At 71.5% G+C, this 14,708-nt stretch carries 13 protein-coding genes; 2 read left to right on the forward strand and 11 right to left on the reverse strand.

Annotation, left to right across the window (positions count from 1 at the left end; translation table 11 throughout):
- The 8 genes from mrdA to AC54T2_RS12705 all read right to left on the reverse strand — a co-directional run bounded on the left by mrdA (nt 1) and on the right by AC54T2_RS12705 (nt 8,090).
- Complete coding sequence (gene mrdA, locus AC54T2_RS12670; protein WP_496666345.1) at nt 1-2,133, reverse strand: penicillin-binding protein 2; 2,133 nt, start codon at nt 2,131-2,133, stop codon at nt 1-3.
- Nucleotides 2,130-2,642, reverse strand: coding sequence for a rod shape-determining protein MreD (gene mreD, locus AC54T2_RS12675; RefSeq protein ID WP_496666346.1), 513 nt, complete (start codon nt 2,640-2,642; stop codon nt 2,130-2,132). The genes mrdA and mreD overlap by 4 nt, the downstream gene beginning before the upstream one ends.
- Complete coding sequence (gene mreC, locus AC54T2_RS12680) at nt 2,639-3,577, reverse strand: rod shape-determining protein MreC (RefSeq protein WP_186340791.1); 939 nt, start codon at nt 3,575-3,577, stop codon at nt 2,639-2,641. Before mreC ends, mreD begins: the two co-directional genes overlap by 4 nt.
- Nucleotides 3,577-4,605, reverse strand: coding sequence for a rod shape-determining protein (locus AC54T2_RS12685; RefSeq protein ID WP_186340790.1), 1,029 nt, complete (start codon nt 4,603-4,605; stop codon nt 3,577-3,579). Before AC54T2_RS12685 ends, mreC begins: the two co-directional genes overlap by 1 nt.
- Nucleotides 4,606-4,907: 302 nt before the next feature.
- Nucleotides 4,908-5,339, reverse strand: a complete 432-nt coding sequence (gene ndk, locus AC54T2_RS12690) for a nucleoside-diphosphate kinase (RefSeq protein ID WP_186340789.1) — start codon at nt 5,337-5,339, stop codon at nt 4,908-4,910.
- 22 nt (nt 5,340-5,361) lie between these two features.
- On the reverse strand, nt 5,362-5,760 hold the full coding sequence (locus AC54T2_RS12695) for a DUF4233 domain-containing protein (protein ID WP_496666347.1): 399 nt from the start codon (nt 5,758-5,760) through the stop codon (nt 5,362-5,364).
- Nucleotides 5,757-7,124, reverse strand: a complete 1,368-nt coding sequence (gene folC / locus AC54T2_RS12700; protein ID WP_186340788.1) for a bifunctional tetrahydrofolate synthase/dihydrofolate synthase — start codon at nt 7,122-7,124, stop codon at nt 5,757-5,759. Before folC ends, AC54T2_RS12695 begins: the two co-directional genes overlap by 4 nt.
- 12 nt (nt 7,125-7,136) lie before the next feature.
- On the reverse strand, nt 7,137-8,090 hold the full coding sequence (locus tag AC54T2_RS12705; protein WP_186340787.1) for a GNAT family N-acetyltransferase: 954 nt from the start codon (nt 8,088-8,090) through the stop codon (nt 7,137-7,139).
- A gap of 76 nt (nt 8,091-8,166) precedes the next feature.
- On the opposite strand from AC54T2_RS12705, the gene valS reads away from it, so the two are divergent.
- Nucleotides 8,167-10,800 carry a valine--tRNA ligase gene (gene valS / locus AC54T2_RS12710; RefSeq protein WP_496666348.1) on the forward strand — a complete coding sequence of 878 codons (2,634 nt, stop codon included), beginning with the start codon at nt 8,167-8,169 and terminating at the stop codon, nt 10,798-10,800.
- Between the two features lie 236 nt (nt 10,801-11,036).
- Here valS and clpX read toward each other — a convergent pair whose 3' ends face one another.
- The 3 genes from clpX to AC54T2_RS12725 form a co-directional block, all read right to left on the reverse strand.
- On the reverse strand, nt 11,037-12,317 hold the full coding sequence (clpX, locus tag AC54T2_RS12715) for an ATP-dependent Clp protease ATP-binding subunit ClpX (RefSeq protein WP_186340785.1): 1,281 nt from the start codon (nt 12,315-12,317) through the stop codon (nt 11,037-11,039).
- Nucleotides 12,318-12,472: 155 nt separating this feature from the next.
- Complete coding sequence (locus tag AC54T2_RS12720) at nt 12,473-13,081, reverse strand: ATP-dependent Clp protease proteolytic subunit (protein ID WP_186340784.1); 609 nt, start codon at nt 13,079-13,081, stop codon at nt 12,473-12,475.
- Between the two features lie 5 nt (nt 13,082-13,086).
- Nucleotides 13,087-13,692: an ATP-dependent Clp protease proteolytic subunit gene (locus AC54T2_RS12725; protein WP_056908601.1), complete on the reverse strand. Its 606-nt coding sequence runs from the start codon at nt 13,690-13,692 to the stop codon at nt 13,087-13,089.
- Nucleotides 13,693-13,839: 147 nt separating this feature from the next.
- Between AC54T2_RS12725 and AC54T2_RS12730 the strand changes: the two genes are divergently transcribed.
- Nucleotides 13,840-14,691 (forward strand): hypothetical protein, encoded by an 852-nt coding sequence (locus AC54T2_RS12730; protein ID WP_496666349.1) that lies wholly within the window; start codon nt 13,840-13,842, stop codon nt 14,689-14,691.
- The last annotated feature ends 17 nt before the right edge of the window (nt 14,692-14,708 follow it).

The raw sequence follows: 14,708 nt of genomic DNA on the forward strand, positions 1-14,708 counted from the left end.
TCACTTCCGTGCCTTCTCGGGGACCGGCGGCATGATCGATCCGTCCTCCAGGAACTGCGGCAGCCGGGCGGGCGGGACCGTGCCGGGGATCGCCGCCCGCGCCGGGCGTACGGCCTCGCCCTCGATGCCGTAGAGCGCCTCCCAGATGGCGCGGATGCCGTCACCGGTGGAGCCGGAGCCGGTGCCGCCCTGGCTGATCATCATCACCACGACGTAGTCCTCGGAGTAGGACGCCACCCACCCCGTCGACTGCTTGCCGTAGACCTCGGCGGAGCCGGTCTTGGCGCGGATGGTCACCTCGTCGATCGGGAAGCCGCCGAGCTTCCAGGCCATGGTGCCGACCCGGGAGACGTTCTCCAGCGCGCCGTCGATGTAGTCGAGGTACTTCCTCGGCACGTCGACCCGGCCGATCCTGCGCGGTGCGATGCGGCGCAGCACCTTGCCCTCGGGGCTCACGATGGCCTTGGCCACGGTGGGCGCCCAGAGCGTGCCGCCGTTGCTCAGCGCGGCATAGCCGCGGGCGAGCTGCAGCGGCGTGACGATCGTGTCGCCCTGGCCGATGGAGAAGTTGACGGCGTCGCCGGCGCGGTAGAGGTTGCCCTCGAGGCAGAACTCGCGGGCGAACCGGTAGACGAAGTCGCTCGTGTCGGCGGTCTGCGGCTTGTCGCTCAGCTCGCAGTAGTAGTCCTTCTGCGACTCGTAGTAGGCCTGCTTCCAGTGCCGGTCGGCGATGCGCCCGGGCGCCTCGCCCGGCAGGTCGATGCCGGTGCGCGACCCGAACCCGAACTCCTTCGCCTCCTCGACCAGCGGGTCCTCCGCGTCGATGTCGGCCGGGTCGCTGCCGAGGCGCTGCCAGAAGTCGTAGCCGATGCGGTAGAAGAAGGTGTTGCAGGAGACCTCGAGCGCCTTGGCGAAGCCGATGTTGCCGTAGGCGCCCGACTCGTAGTTCTTGAACACGCGGTTGCCGACCTGCAACCCCGACGTGCACGGCAGCGTGGTGTCCATGGAGTAGCCGTGGGTGAGCGCGCCGGCGGTCATGAACGGCTTCCATGTCGACCCGGGCGCGAACTGGCCCTGGGTGGCGCGGGAGAGCAGCGGTGTGCCGGCCTTCTCCGAGTAGAGCCGGGTGAGCTGCGCCTCGCTGATGCCGCCGGTCCACACGTCGGGGTCGTACGTCGGCTGGCTCGCCATCGCGATCACCCGGCCGGTCTTCGCGTCGAGCACCACGGCAGCCCCGGAGTCGGCGGCGAACCGGCGCCCGGTCACCGTGTCGACCTGGGTGCGCTGGAAGGCGATGCGCTGGGCGAGCTGGCGCTCCACGACCGACTGCACCTTCGCGTCGATGGAGGTGACGAGCGTGTCGCCCGGGGTGCTCTCGACCAGGGAGTCGTCGCCCAGCACCCGGCCCATCGAGTCGACGGCCACGCGGCGGTAGCCGGGCAGGCCCCGCAGCCACTCGTCGTACTGCTTCTCCACGCCGGCGCGGCCCACGACCGAGGCGCCGTTGAGGGACCGGTCGTCGCGCTCGGCAGCGAGGTCGTACTCGTCCTCGGTCACCGGGCTCAGGTAGCCGAGCACGTGGGCGAGGTTGATGCCGAAGGGGCGCGGGTAGGAGCGGACGCTCTGCTGCTCGGCGAGGACGCCGGGATAGTCCTCGGACTGCTCGAGCACCCGCAGCGCGACGTCCTTGGGCACGTCGACGGCGACCGGCACGGGCTGGTAGGGCGAGCCGTTCCAGCAGACGTCGCGGACGCTGCCGGGGTCGCCGCAGGTGACGAGGCGGGCCTCGACGTCCTCGGGGGTCGCGTCGACGACGACCGCGACACGGCGCACCAGCTCGGTGCGCTGCTTGTCGCCGAGCTTGCCGAGCACCGTGCGGTCGAGCGAGATCACCCAGGAGGTGCGGTTGGCCACGAGCGGACGGCCCTGGCTGTCGACGATGAGCCCCCGCTGGGGCTGGACGACGATGTCGCGCACCGACTGGTCGGCCGCCTGCGCCTGGTAGGACTCGCCGCCGATGACCTGGAGGTAGTAGAGGCGGACGAACAGGGTGGCGAAGAGCGAGAACACCAGCGCCTGCACCACGACGAGGCGGAGCCGGCTCTTCGCGGCCGCGGACCCGGCAGCGGTCACGACGCCGCCCACTGCGGGCTCAGCCGGCCGAAGAGCCTCATCAGCGGCGGGAGCACGAACGGCGTGAGCAGTACGTCCCACACGACGGCGACCAGGACGACCTCGAGGAGCCCCGCGACCGACATGGCGGGGTCCTGGAGGATGACGCCGGACAGCGCGAACAGCGAGGTGGCCACGAAGGACGCGGCGGCGACGGTGCCGATCACGGCGAGGGCGGTGGGCTTCTGGTCCTGGCGCACCCGGGCGGCGAGGAACGCCGCGATCGTGAGGGCGAGCGCCCAGCGTCCGGCGACGTGGTCGGCGGGCGGCGCGAGGTCGAGCGTCAGCCCCGCGACGAAGCCGAGGACGAGGGCGAACGGCGCCTCGACGGTCAGCGCGGCGGCCACGACGACCAGCAGGCACAGGTTGGGCACGATGCCGTGCCAGGCGACGTGCGGGAAGAGCGTGACCTGGACGACGAGGGCGACGACGACGGCCGCCAGGGCGACGACCCAGCGCAGGCGGCTCATCGCAGGCTCCCGTCGGCCTCGATGACGGCCCGGTCGCTCCGTGAGCCGCTGGGCACCATCACCCCGACCACGTCGAGGGCCGAGAAGTCGACGAACGGCTTCACGACCGCCCGCTGGGAGGCCTCGCGCAGCGAGCTGTAGACCTCGGTGATCGTGCCGATCGGCACGCCCGGCGCGTAGGGGCCGGTGGAGCTGCCCCAGGTCACGACGGTGTCGTGGCGGGCGGGCACGGAGGCGTCGTCGACGAGGCGCAGGTCGAGCCCGGCCTTCTGGTCGAGCGAGCCGCTGCCGGTGACGAACCCGATCTCCATGCTCGAGCCGACCCGACCGCCGACGGTGGAGTCGGGGTCGATGACCAGCAGCACGGTCGCGGTGCTCCGCGTGACCCGCAGCACCCGGCCGACGAGTCCGTCGTTGTTGACGACCGTCATGTCGGGACCGACGCCCGACTCGGAGCCGGCGTCGATGGTGACGGTGAAGCTCTGGGACTGGCGCGGGCCCATCGCGACCACGCGGGCCGGCACGAGGGCGGACCCGAGGTCGGTCGCGGCGGTGGTGAGGCCGTCGTACTGCTCGAGGCGGTTGCGGTCGAAGCCGGCGAGCTCCACGCGGCCGCGCAGCTCGGCGTTGCTGGCCTCGAGGTCGCGCACCCGGTCGGTGAGGTCGCCCTTGCTGCGGAACCACGCGGGCACGGCGGTGAAGGGGCGTACGGCGGCCGCAGCGCCCGCCTCGGCGGGCCCGAACGCCTCGCCCACCACGCGCCGCGCCGGCTCGACGGGAGAGTCGGCGCCGCCGGAGACGTCGAGGGTGATCAGGGTGACGCTGGCCAGGACCAGCGCCACGAGCAGCGACCGGGGCGTACGGTTGCGCGACTCGAGCTTGTCGAGGCCGGTCCAGCGACGCTCGCGCACCTCGTGCCCCCCGAGGGCGCCCATCAGAAGCGCCTCGGGTCGGACACCAGGACCTGCTGGAGCGCCTCGAACTCCTCCACGCACCTGCCGGCGCCGAGGGCCACCGAGGACAGCGGGTCCTCCGCGACATGGACGGGCATGCCGGTCTCGTGACGCAGCCGCTCGTCGAGGCCGCGCAGCATCGCGCCGCCCCCGGTGAGGACGATGCCGCGGTCCATGATGTCGCCGGCGAGCTCGGGAGGCGTCTGGTCGAGGGTGGTGCGGACGGCGTCGATGATGTTGTGGAGCGGCTCCTCGAGGGCCTGGCGCAGCTCGGAGCTGGAGACCACGACCGTGCGCGGCAGCCCGGAGACCATGTCGCGCCCGCGGACCTCGGCGTCGGGCTCGCTCGGGAGCGGGAAGGCCGACCCGAGGGTCATCTTCATCTCCTCGGCGGTGCGCTCCCCCAGCATGAGGGAGTACTCCTTCTTCATCCACGCGATGATCGCCTGGTCGAGGTCGTCGCCCGCGGTGCGCACCGACAGGCTGGTCACGATGCCACCGAGGCTGATCACCGCCACCTCGGTCGTGCCGCCGCCCACATCGACGACCATGTTGCCGGTGGCCTCGTGCACCGGCAGCCCGGCGCCGATCGCGGCCGCCATCGGCTCCTCGACGATGTAGACCCGGCGGGCGCCGGCCTGGTAGCCGGCCTCCTTGACCGCGCGCTGCTCGACCGCGGTGATGCCGCTCGGCACGCAGATGACCATCCGCGGCTTGGCGAAGTAGCGGCGGCGGTGGACCTGGTGGATGAAGTACCGCAGCATCTGCTCGGTCGCCTCGAAGTCGGCGATCACACCGTCCTTGAGCGGACGGATCGCCGCGATGCTGTCGGGGGTGCGCCCGATCATCCGCTTGGCCTCGTGGCCGACGGCGAGGACCTCCCCGGTGGCGGTGTTCATCGCCACGACGGACGGCTCGTCGAGCACCACGCCCCGGCCGCGGACATAGACCAGCGTGTTGGCGGTGCCGAGGTCGACGGCCATGTCTCGACCGATGAAGCTGTTTGCCATGCCGCTGCTGCCCTTGCAGGTCGGTCGTACCGGGAAGTGGGGACGACCGCTGCAGCCGACCCGCACTCAGGCTAAGGAGCGCGGCCCGGTGTTCTGGGGAGGACACGCGCGGGGCGGCGCAAGTCCGGCCGCGACGTACGCACCCGGGGCGCGCTTGTACGCCCGGGCCAGCGGGTTGACGTCACGCCACACTTGGTGAGCGAGTCCGACACTTCGAGGCCGTTGCAACCCCCTCCAAGTGACGAAGTCCCCGCTCGAGCGGGGACTCCGACAAACGAAGAAACGTCAGCCAGAACGCCCGCTCAGCGGGCGAGGGCGGGGAACCAGATGCCGATCTCGCGGGCGGCCGACTCCTCGGAGTCCGAGCCGTGGACGAGGTTCTGCTGGACGGCGAGGCCCCAGTCGCGGCCGAGGTCGCCGCGGATGGTGCCGGGGGCGGCGACGGTGGGGTCGGTCGCGCCGGCGAGGGAGCGGAAGCCCTCGATGCAGCGCTCGCCCTCGATCACGACGGCGAGCACGGGGCCGGACAGCATGAACTCCACGAGCGGGGCGTAGAACGGCTTGCCCTCGTGCTCGGCGTAGTGCTCGGCGAGGAGCTCGGGCGTCGCGGAGCGCAGCTCGGCGGCGGCGAGGGTGTAGCCCTTGGCCTCGATCCGGCGCAGCACCTCGCCCGAGAGGCCGCGGCGTACGCCGTCGGGCTTGACGAGGACGAGGGAGCGCTGGACGTCGGTCATGCGGGCAGCCTAGCGAGGAGCCTCAGCCCTGCTCCGCGCGGTACGCCGCCCACGCGGCGGCGCGCTCCCGCTCGATCTTGCGCCCGAGGAGGTCGGCCGCCGTCCAGAGCGCGGCGAAGATCGCCCCGAGGGCGAACATCACCGGGACGACGAAGCCCAGCGCGATGGCGGCCACCTGCACGGCGTAGCCGGCGAGGTAGGCCCACTCGGCGCGCAGCATCCCGGCCAGTAGCAGGCACACGAGCGCCAGGCCGAGCCCCACCGTCAGCGCGGTGCCGGTCGGGACGCCGGCGATGGTGATCATCACGGGAGTGCTCAGACCGAGGGTGATCGCCTCCAGGCTCAGCACGGCCGCGGCCATGCCGCGCCGCGGCGAGCGCTCGGTGTTGGCCGGCACCTGCTCGGGAGTGTTCTCGTTCATCGGCGCCCCTTCAGCAGCGCGCGGGCCTCGCCCACGGTGACGACGGAGCCGGTGACGAGCACGGCGCCGGACCCGATCGAGACGTCGATGGCCTCGCCCGCCTCCGCGAGCGTCGCGGCGCGGTCGATCGCCTCGGCCAGGTCGGGCACGACGCTGACGCGGTCCTCGCCGAACACCTCGACCGCCGCGCGGCCCAGGGCGGCGGCCGACATCGAGCGCCGCGAGGAGTTCTGCGTGCAGACCAGGTAGGCCAGGTGCGGCTCGAAGGCGGACAGCAGTCCCTCGTGGTCCTTGTCCTCCATCACGCCCAGCACCCCGACCAGCGGGCTGAAGGAGAAGGAGTCCTCGAGCGCCTCGGCCACGGCCTCGGCCCCGTGCGGGTTGTGCGCGGCGTCGAGCACGATCGTGGGGCTGCGGCGGATGATCTCCAGCCGTCCCGGGGAGGTGACCTCGGCGAACGCGGCGCGCACGACCTCGTCGTCGAGGGCGCCCGTGCCGAACGCCTCGACGGCGGCGAGCGCGACGGCGGCGTTCTGGGCCTGGTGCGCGCCGTAGAGCGGCAGGAACACGTCGTCGTACTGCGCGCGCAGGCCCTTGAGCGTGAGCACCTGGCCGCCGACGGCGGGGGTGCGCGAGACGACGCCGAACTCCATGCCCTCGCGGGCGACGGTCGCCCCGACCTCGGCCGCGCGCTCGAGCAGCACGGCGGCGACCTCGGGCGTCTGCTCGGCCAGGACGGCGATGGAGCCGGGCTTGATGATCCCGGCCTTCTCGACGGCGATGGTGGCGGGGTCGTCGCCGAGGTACCTCGCGTGGTCGACCGCGATCGGCAGCACCACGGCCACGTCGGCGTCGACCACGTTGGTGGCGTCCCAGCCGCCGCCCATGCCGACCTCGACGACGGCCACGTCGACGGGGGCGTCGGCGAAGGCGGCGTAGGCCATGCCGACGATCGTCTCGAAGAAGCTCAGCGGGTGGTCCTGCTCGGCGTCGACGAGGTGGGTGTAGGGCGCCACGTCGTTGAACGCGCGCACGAACGCCTCGTCGTCGAGCGGCTCGCCGTCGATGCTGATCCGCTCGCTCATCCGCTCGAGGTGGGGAGAGGTGAACCGGCCGGTGCGCAGGTCGAGCGCGCGCAGCAGGGTCTCGATCATCCGGCTGGTGCTGGTCTTGCCGTTGGTGCCGGTGAGGTGGATCGTGCGGAAGGAGCGCTGCGGCTCGCCGAGGAGCTCGGTGAAGGCCGCGATGCGGTCGAGGCTGGGCTCGAGCCGGGTCTCGGGCCAGCGGGAGAGCAGCGCGTCCTCGACCTCGGCGTAGGTCTGGGCGAGGCGCGGTGCGTCGGCGGCGTCGTGGGGGTCTGTCATCTCCCCGCGAGTCTATTGACCCCGCTGCCCGGACGACGACTCGTGGCCGGGGAGCCCGACGACGTGCTCCGCCATGTCGACCGTCGGCTCGTAGCCCAGCGCGGCGTAGATCTTGTTGGAGGTCGGGTTGGCCCGGTCGGTGAACAGGCACATCCGGTGGCCCGCCTCGAGCCCGCGCCGGGTCAGCTCGCCGACGACGTACGACGCGATGCCGCGACCGCGGTGCTCCTTGGGCGTGTAGACGGGGCCGATCCGCGAGACGCCGTACGACGGCAGGCCGGCGCCGGTGAGGTGGGCGACCGTCCCGTCGGGGAGCTCCCACAGCCACTCGACGCCCTCGCGGATCCTGACCAGGACGCTGTCGAGCGTGTTGTGCTCACCGGAGTCCGGGTCGGGCTCGCGCCCGGCCTGCTCGTCGGCCTCCTCGTGGAACGCCCTGAACCACGCGAGCACGAGCTCGGCGTCGTCCTCGGTCGCGAGCCGCAGCCGACCGTCGGGCGCGGGCGGGGCCTCGACGGACGTGGCCTCCCACAGCCGCGTCCCCTTGTCGGCCACCACCTCTCCCCCGGTCAGCTCGGCGCTCACCCGCGCCAGCACCGCCGCCCCGGGCAGCGCGCCGTTGGCGCCGCCGAGGAGCTCCCCGCGCGCGTGCAGCGCCGTGGCCAGCGCCGTGGCGGCGCCGTCGTCCATCGGCATCGAGAACGTCGGGTGGGGCGCGAACGGAGCCGTGCGCATCGCCGCGCTGACCACCGCCCCGGAGGCGTCGCGCACCACGACCCACCAGCGCTCGAACGTCGCCCCCACCTCGGCCCAGGAGTCGTGGCCGGCGGCCAGCTCGCGGGCCGTCCGCTCGCTCACGCTGGCGATCACGCTGCCCAGCACCGGCTCGGCGGCGAGCAGCCCGCCGGCCGCGTCGAGGAACGGCTGCGGGGTGGCGAAGAACTCCAGCGTGACGTCGGGATCCATGGCCGCACGGTAGGCCGTCGCCGCCTGCGTCGATACTCGTTTTCGTCGGCTGGAGGCCCGTCAATAGAATCGGAGCATGACTGAGAACCCCAGCACCCAGGCCCCGGAGGCCGGTCCGACGACATCGAGCACCGACCCGCGTGCCGTCGTCGTACCCGAGCGGCCGGCGCTGGAGGGCCTGGAGGACAAGTGGTCTCGGGTGTGGGCCGAGAACGACACCTACGCGTTCGACCGCACGCAGCCCCGCGAGAACGTCTACTCGATCGACACTCCCCCGCCGACCGTCAGCGGCTCGCTGCACGTCGGGCACGTCTACTCCTACAGCCACCCCGACCTGATCGCGCGCTACCAGCGCATGCAGGGCAAGGCCGTCTTCTACCCCATCGGCTGGGACGACAACGGCCTGCCGACCGAGCGCCGCGTCCAGAACTACTACGGCGTGCGCTGCGACCCCGCCCTGCCCTACGACCCCGACTTCACGCCGCCGGAGAGGCCCGACCCCAAGAAGCAGGTGCCGATCAGCCGGCCCAACTTCATCGAGCTGTGCGAGCAGCTCGTGGTCGAGGACGAGAAGGCGTTCGAGGCGCTCTGGCGCCAGCTCGGCCTGTCGGTCCAGTGGAACCCGACCTACACGACCATCGGCGACCACTCGCGCACCGTCAGCCAGCGCGCGTTCCTGCGCAACTACGCCCGCGGCGAGGCCTACCTGTCCGAGGCGCCCACGCTCTGGGACGTCACCTTCCAGACGGCGGTCGCGCAGGCCGAGCTCGAGGCCCGCGACTACCCCGGTGCCTACCACCGCGTCGCCTTCCACCGCCCCGACGGCTCGCCGATCCACATCGAGACCACCCGGCCGGAGCTGATCCCCAGCGTGGTCGCGCTGATCGCGCACCCCGACGACGAGCGCTACCAGGGGCTCTTCGGCACCACGGTCACCTCGCCGGTCTTCGGCGTGGAGATCCCGGTCCTGCCCCACCCCGCGGCCGAGCCCGACAAGGGCGCCGGCATCGCGATGTGCTGCACCTTCGGCGACCTCACCGACGTGACGTGGTGGCGCGAGCTCGACCTGCCGGTCCGCACGGTCGTCGGCCGCGACGGCCGGCTCCTCCGGGAGACGCCGGAGTGGCTCGCTGCCGAGCCCGCCGCGACGGCGTACGCCGAGCTGGCCGGCAAGACCACCTTCAGCGCCCGCGAGGCGATGGTCGCCCTGCTCCGCGAGTCCGGCGACCTCGACGGTGAGCCGCAGCCCACGCAGCGCATGGCCAACTTCTTCGAGAAGGGCGACAAGCCGCTCGAGATCGTCGCCACCCGCCAGTGGTACATCAAGAACGGCGGACGCGACGCCGCGCTGCGCAAGGAGATGCTCGCCCGCGGCGAGGAGATCACCTGGATCCCCGCGCACATGAAGCACCGCTACGACAACTGGGTCGGCGGCCTCAACGGTGACTGGCTCATCTCGCGCCAGCGCTTCTTCGGGATCCCGTTCCCCGTCTGGTACCCCCTCGACGCCGACGGCGAGCCCGACCACGACCACCCGCTCCTGCCGAGCGAGGACCGGCTCCCCGTCGACCCGTCGACGGAGGCCCCCGAGGGCTACACCGAGGACCAGCGCGGCAAGCCGGGCGGCTTCATCGGCGACCCCGACGTGATGGACACCTGGGCGACGTCGTCCCTGACCCCGCAGATCGCGGGCATGTGGGGCGTCGACGACGACCTGTTCTCGCGGGTCTTCCCCTACGACCTGGCCACCCACGCGCACGACATCATCCGCACCTGGCTGTTCTCGCGCGTCGTCCGCTCCGACTACGAGCACCAGGTCGCCCCGTGGACGCACGCGATGATCTCCGGCTTCATCGTCGACCCCGACCGCAAGAAGATGTCGAAGTCCAAGGGCAACGTGGTCGTCCCGACCGACATCCTCGACAAGTACGGCGCCGACGCCGTCCGGTGGCGGGCCGCCATCGGCCGCCCCGGCGCCGACTCGCCCTTCGACGAGTCGCAGATGAAGGTCGGGCGCCGCCTGGCGATGAAGGTGCTCAACGCCTCCAAGTTCGTCCTCGGCAACGTCGGAGCCACCGAGCTGGCCCCCAGCGCGGTCAGCGCACCCGTCGACTGCGCCCTGCTCGGACGCCTCGACACCGTGGTGCGCAGGGCGACGGAGGCCTTCGACGCCTACGACTACACCACGGCGCTCGAGGTCACCGAGAAGTTCTTCTGGGAGTTCTGCGACGACTACCTCGAGCTGGTCAAGGAGCGCGCCTACGACGACGAGGGCGGCACCGGCACCGACTCGGCGCGGGCCACGCTGGCCATCGCGCTGCACGTCCAGCTGCGGCTGCTCGCGCCCTTCCTGCCCTACGTCACCGAGGAGGTCTGGTCGTGGTGGCAGGACGGCTCGATCCACCACGCCGCCTGGCCCACCGCGGCCGACCTCGGCGCCGCGGCCGCGGCCCCGCCCACCGTCCTCGATGCGGTGGCCGCCGCGCTGACCGGCATCCGGGGCGCCAAGTCGCAGGCCAAGGCCAAGATGCGGGCGCCGCTCTCCCGTGTGGAGATCACCGGTCCGGCGGCGCTGCTCGAGGCCGCCCAGCAGGCGCAGGACGACCTCCGTGCCGTCGGCACGATCGTCGGCGACCTCGACTTCGTCACCGACGAGTCGAGCGCCGAGCTGCGGGTCACCGCCGCCGAGCTCGCGCCCACCGAGGACTGACGCGGACTACCGCCGGCTCGTACGCCCTGGGGTCCCCCCTGAGGGCTCCCGGGGCCGCCCCGGGCGTCGGGCCGCGGGTTCATCACGGTATGCAGGCCAACCCGCACTTCCCATGGTGAGCTGATCGTGGGGAGTGCGGGTTGAGCGACATACCTTGATGAACCGTCACCGCGGCGGCGGCGACGCACCGGGGCCGGACCGGCGGTTGCCGACCCGGGCCAGGGTCAGGGTCAGGGTCAGGCGGACTTCTTCTTGCGGCCCTCGGCCTCGCGCAGGACCAGGGTGGGCTCGACGCCGTCCTCGACGACCTCACGGGTGACGATCACCTTGGCGACGTCGCCGCGCGACGGGACGTCGTACATCACGTAGAGGAGCACCTCCTCGATGATGGCCCGGAGCCCGCGGGCACCGGTGCCGCGCTCGAGCGCGGCCTCGGCGATCGAGTCGATCGCCTCGTCGGTGAACTCGAGCTCGACGCCGTCGAGGTCGAACAGCTTCTGGTACTGCTTGACGAGCGCGTTGCGCGGCTCGGTGAGGATCTGGACGAGCGCCTCGCGGTCGAGCTTGCTCACGCTGGCGATCAGCGGCAGGCGGCCGATGAACTCCGGGATCAGGCCGAACTTGGTGAGGTCCTCGGGGCGGACCTGGGCGAGCAGGTCGTCGGCCTCGCGCTCGGCGGCGCCGCGCACGTCGGCGGTGAAGCCGAGGGACTTCTTGCCCACGCGCTGCTCGATGATCTGCTCGAGACCGGCGAAGGCACCACCCACGATGAAGAGGATGTTGGTGGTGTCGATCTGGATGAACTCCTGGTGCGGGTGCTTGCGCCCGCCCTGCGGGGGGACCGACGCTGTGGTGCCCTCGAGCATCTTGAGCAGCGCCTGCTGGACGCCCTCGCCGGAGACGTCGCGCGTGATCGAGGGGTTCTCCGCCTTGCGGGCCACCTTGTCGATCTCGTCGATGTAGATGATGCCCGTCTCGGCCTTCTTGACGTCGTAGTCGGCGGCCTGGATGAGCTTGAGGAGGATGTTCTCGACGTCCTCGCCGACGTAGCCGGCCTCGGTCAGCGCGGTCGCATCGGCGATCGCGAAGGGGACGTTGAGCATCCGCGCGAGCGTCTGGGCCAGGTAGGTCTTGCCGCAGCCGGTGGGGCCGATCACCAGGATGTTGGACTTGGCCACCTCGACGGCGTCCTCCTTGGCCTTGCCGCTGACGGGCTGCAGGCCGGACTGGACACGCTTGTAGTGGTTGTAGACCGCGACGGCGAGGGACTTCTTCGCGTGCTCCTGGCCGATGACGTAGGAGTTGAGGAACTCGAAGATCTCGCGCGGCTTGGGCAGCTCCTCGAGGCTGACCTCGGCGCCCTCGGCGAGCTCCTCCTCGATGATCTCGTTGCACAGCTCGATGCACTCATCGCAGATGTAGACGTTGGGGCCAGCGATGAGCTTCTTGACCTGCTTCTGGCTCTTTCCGCAGAAGTTGCACTTGAGCAGGTCGCCGCCGTCACCGATTCGTGCCACGAGTCGTGTCCTCCAGTCGTGCCGGATGGGGGTTCCGGCTCCTCACACCTTGCAACAGGCCGTACGACGGTACCCCGAGCCGGCCCCCGTCGGGGGCCGGACACGGGATGTCGACGACCATGATTTCGAGCCTCGCCACCAGCCTCGGCTCACCCTCAGGTGAGGGCCGGGGCACCCTTGCGGGACTCGATGACGGCGTCGATGAGGCCGTACTCGACGGCCTGCTCGGCCGTCAAGATCTTGTCGCGCTCGATGTCGCGGCTGACCTGGTCGATGTCCTTGCCGCTGGAGTCGGCGATCATCCGCTCGAGGAGCTCGCGCATCCGCAGGATCTCGTTGGCCTGGATCTCGATGTCGGAGGTCTGGCCGAACGTGCCCTCGGTGTAGGGCTGGTGGATCAGGATCCGGCTGTTGGGCAGCGCCATCCGCTTGCCCTTGGCTCCGGCGCCGAGCAGGATCGCGGCCGCCGAGGCCGCCTGGCCCAAGCACACCGTCTGCACGTCGGGCTTGATGAAGCGCATCGTGTCGTAGATCGCGGTGAGCGCGGTGAACGAGCCGCCGGGGCTGTTGATGTAGATGCTGATGTCGGTGTCGGGGTTCATCGTCTCCAGGCACATGAGCTGGGCGATGACCGCGTTGGCGACGTCGTCGCTGATCGGCGTCCCGAGGTAGATGATGCGCTCCTCGAAGAGCTTGGCGTAGGGGTCGATGCGGCGGAAGCCGTAGGACGTGCGCTCTTCCCACTGCGGGATGTAGTAGTTCATGGCTGTCAGTCCTTGGTCCGGGCCGGGCGGCCCTCGTCGGCGGCTTCGCGGGCACTGGTGATGACCTGGTCGACGAGGCCGTACTCGACGGCCTGGTCGGCGGTGAACCACCGGTCACGGTCGGCGTCGGCGACCACCTGCTCGACGCTCTGGCCCGTGTGCTCGGCGATCAGGTCGAGCAGCACCTTCTTGATGTGCAGCGACTGCTGGGCCTGGATCTTGATGTCGGAGGCGGAGCCACCCATGCCCGAGGAGGGCTGGTGCATCATGATGCGGGCGTGGGGCAGGGCGTAGCGCTTGCCCTTGGTGCCGGCGCACAGCAGGAACTGCCCCATCGACGCCGCGAGCCCCATGCCGACGGTCGCCACGTCGTTGGGGATGTAGTTCATCGTGTCGTAGATGGCCATGCCGGCGTCGACCGAGCCGCCGGGGCTGTTGATGTGGAGGAAGATGTCGGCCTCCGGGTCCTCCGCGGACAGCAGCAGGAGCTGGGCGCAGATCGCGTTGGCGTTCTGGTCGCGCACCTCCGAGCCGAGGAAGACGATGCGCTCACGGAGGAGGCGCTGGTAGATGTGGTCGTCGAGGCCATACATCCCACCGGCACCGTTCATCTCGGGCGAGAGGGCTGGGCTGGAGTTCTGGTTCACGCTGGCGACACTAGCCGGAAGGACGGACACTTCCACGCGGGACCGGCCCTTGTTCGCCCACAGCGGATCGAAGCGCCTCGCGGGGCCTGCGCGTGTGGTCTACTCGGGCCCATGTTGCGGGTCACGCTTCGGGGGGCAGACCTGCCCACCGCCACGCTCGGCAGCGGCGAACGGCTGCTCTTCGGTCGCGCGCCCCACCAGGCGCTGCGCACCGAGGAGCCCGACAGGGCCCTCGACGTCACCGTCCTCGCGCTCCCGCACTGCGCCCCGCACGTGTCGCGCCTGCTGGGCGAGCTCGAGATCGGCGAGGAGATCGCCCGGCTGCGCTGGCACGGCGCGGGCGAGACCCAGGTGGCGAGCCTGTTCGACGCCCCGGGCGGGGCACGACGGGTGACGCTCGTCGAGGGCATGTCGCTGCTGCTCGACGAGGGGGAGAACCACCTCGTCGTGATGCGCGGGCGCGAGCTCGACCCCGAGGTCTACGACGACCTGACGATCGTCGTGGAGGTGACGACCCCCGGGGAGGAGGCGGCGCCCCGGCCCGCCGTCGCCGACAGCGGCGTCGACCGCGACTCCTCGGCCACCGCCCCGTCGCCGGGGCTGGTCCGGCACTCCCGTGAGTGGTACGTCGCCCTCGCCCTCGCCGAGCCCTGGCTGGTCGGCACCGACGACTACCCGCGTCCCCCGACCAACCGCGAGATCTACGAGCGCGTCCTGCGGTGGCACGGCTACGCCTGGAACCTCGAGCGCTCCCAGCGGGTCGACGACGCGATCAAGGCGATCTCGTCCCTGGCCTTCAGCGTCCGCGACGACCCGTTCCGGGCCAGCAGCGGGCGTGCCAGCAACGTGCGCTTCGCCGTGGGTCGGCGTACGGCCGAGGTCCGCCTGGTCACCGTCGACGACCTCGCGGGCGTCGAGGCGGCCGCCCGCGAGCGCGTCGCGGGAGCCCCGCACCCGGGCTGAGCCCCGCCTGGAGCGGA

The organism is Nocardioides sp. Z35_8 (genome assembly GCF_059621125.1).

Coding starts and splice junctions, on each gene's coding strand:
- mreD (WP_496666346.1), bottom strand. CDS start 2,642: ATGAGCCGCCTGCGCTGGGTCGTCGCCCTGGCGGCCGTCGTCGTCGCC.
- mreC (WP_186340791.1), bottom strand. CDS start 3,577: ATGGGCGCCCTCGGGGGGCACGAGGTGCGCGAGCGTCGCTGGACCGGC.
- AC54T2_RS12685 (WP_186340790.1), bottom strand. CDS start 4,605: ATGGCAAACAGCTTCATCGGTCGAGACATGGCCGTCGACCTCGGCACC.
- ndk (WP_186340789.1), bottom strand. CDS start 5,339: ATGACCGACGTCCAGCGCTCCCTCGTCCTCGTCAAGCCCGACGGCGTA.
- AC54T2_RS12695 (WP_496666347.1), bottom strand. CDS start 5,760: ATGAACGAGAACACTCCCGAGCAGGTGCCGGCCAACACCGAGCGCTCG.
- folC (WP_186340788.1), bottom strand. CDS start 7,124: ATGACAGACCCCCACGACGCCGCCGACGCACCGCGCCTCGCCCAGACC.
- AC54T2_RS12705 (WP_186340787.1), bottom strand. CDS start 8,090: ATGGATCCCGACGTCACGCTGGAGTTCTTCGCCACCCCGCAGCCGTTC.
- valS (WP_496666348.1), top strand. CDS start 8,167: ATGACTGAGAACCCCAGCACCCAGGCCCCGGAGGCCGGTCCGACGACA.
- AC54T2_RS12720 (WP_186340784.1), bottom strand. CDS start 13,081: ATGAACTACTACATCCCGCAGTGGGAAGAGCGCACGTCCTACGGCTTC.
- AC54T2_RS12725 (WP_056908601.1), bottom strand. CDS start 13,692: ATGAACGGTGCCGGTGGGATGTATGGCCTCGACGACCACATCTACCAG.
- AC54T2_RS12730 (WP_496666349.1), top strand. CDS start 13,840: ATGTTGCGGGTCACGCTTCGGGGGGCAGACCTGCCCACCGCCACGCTC.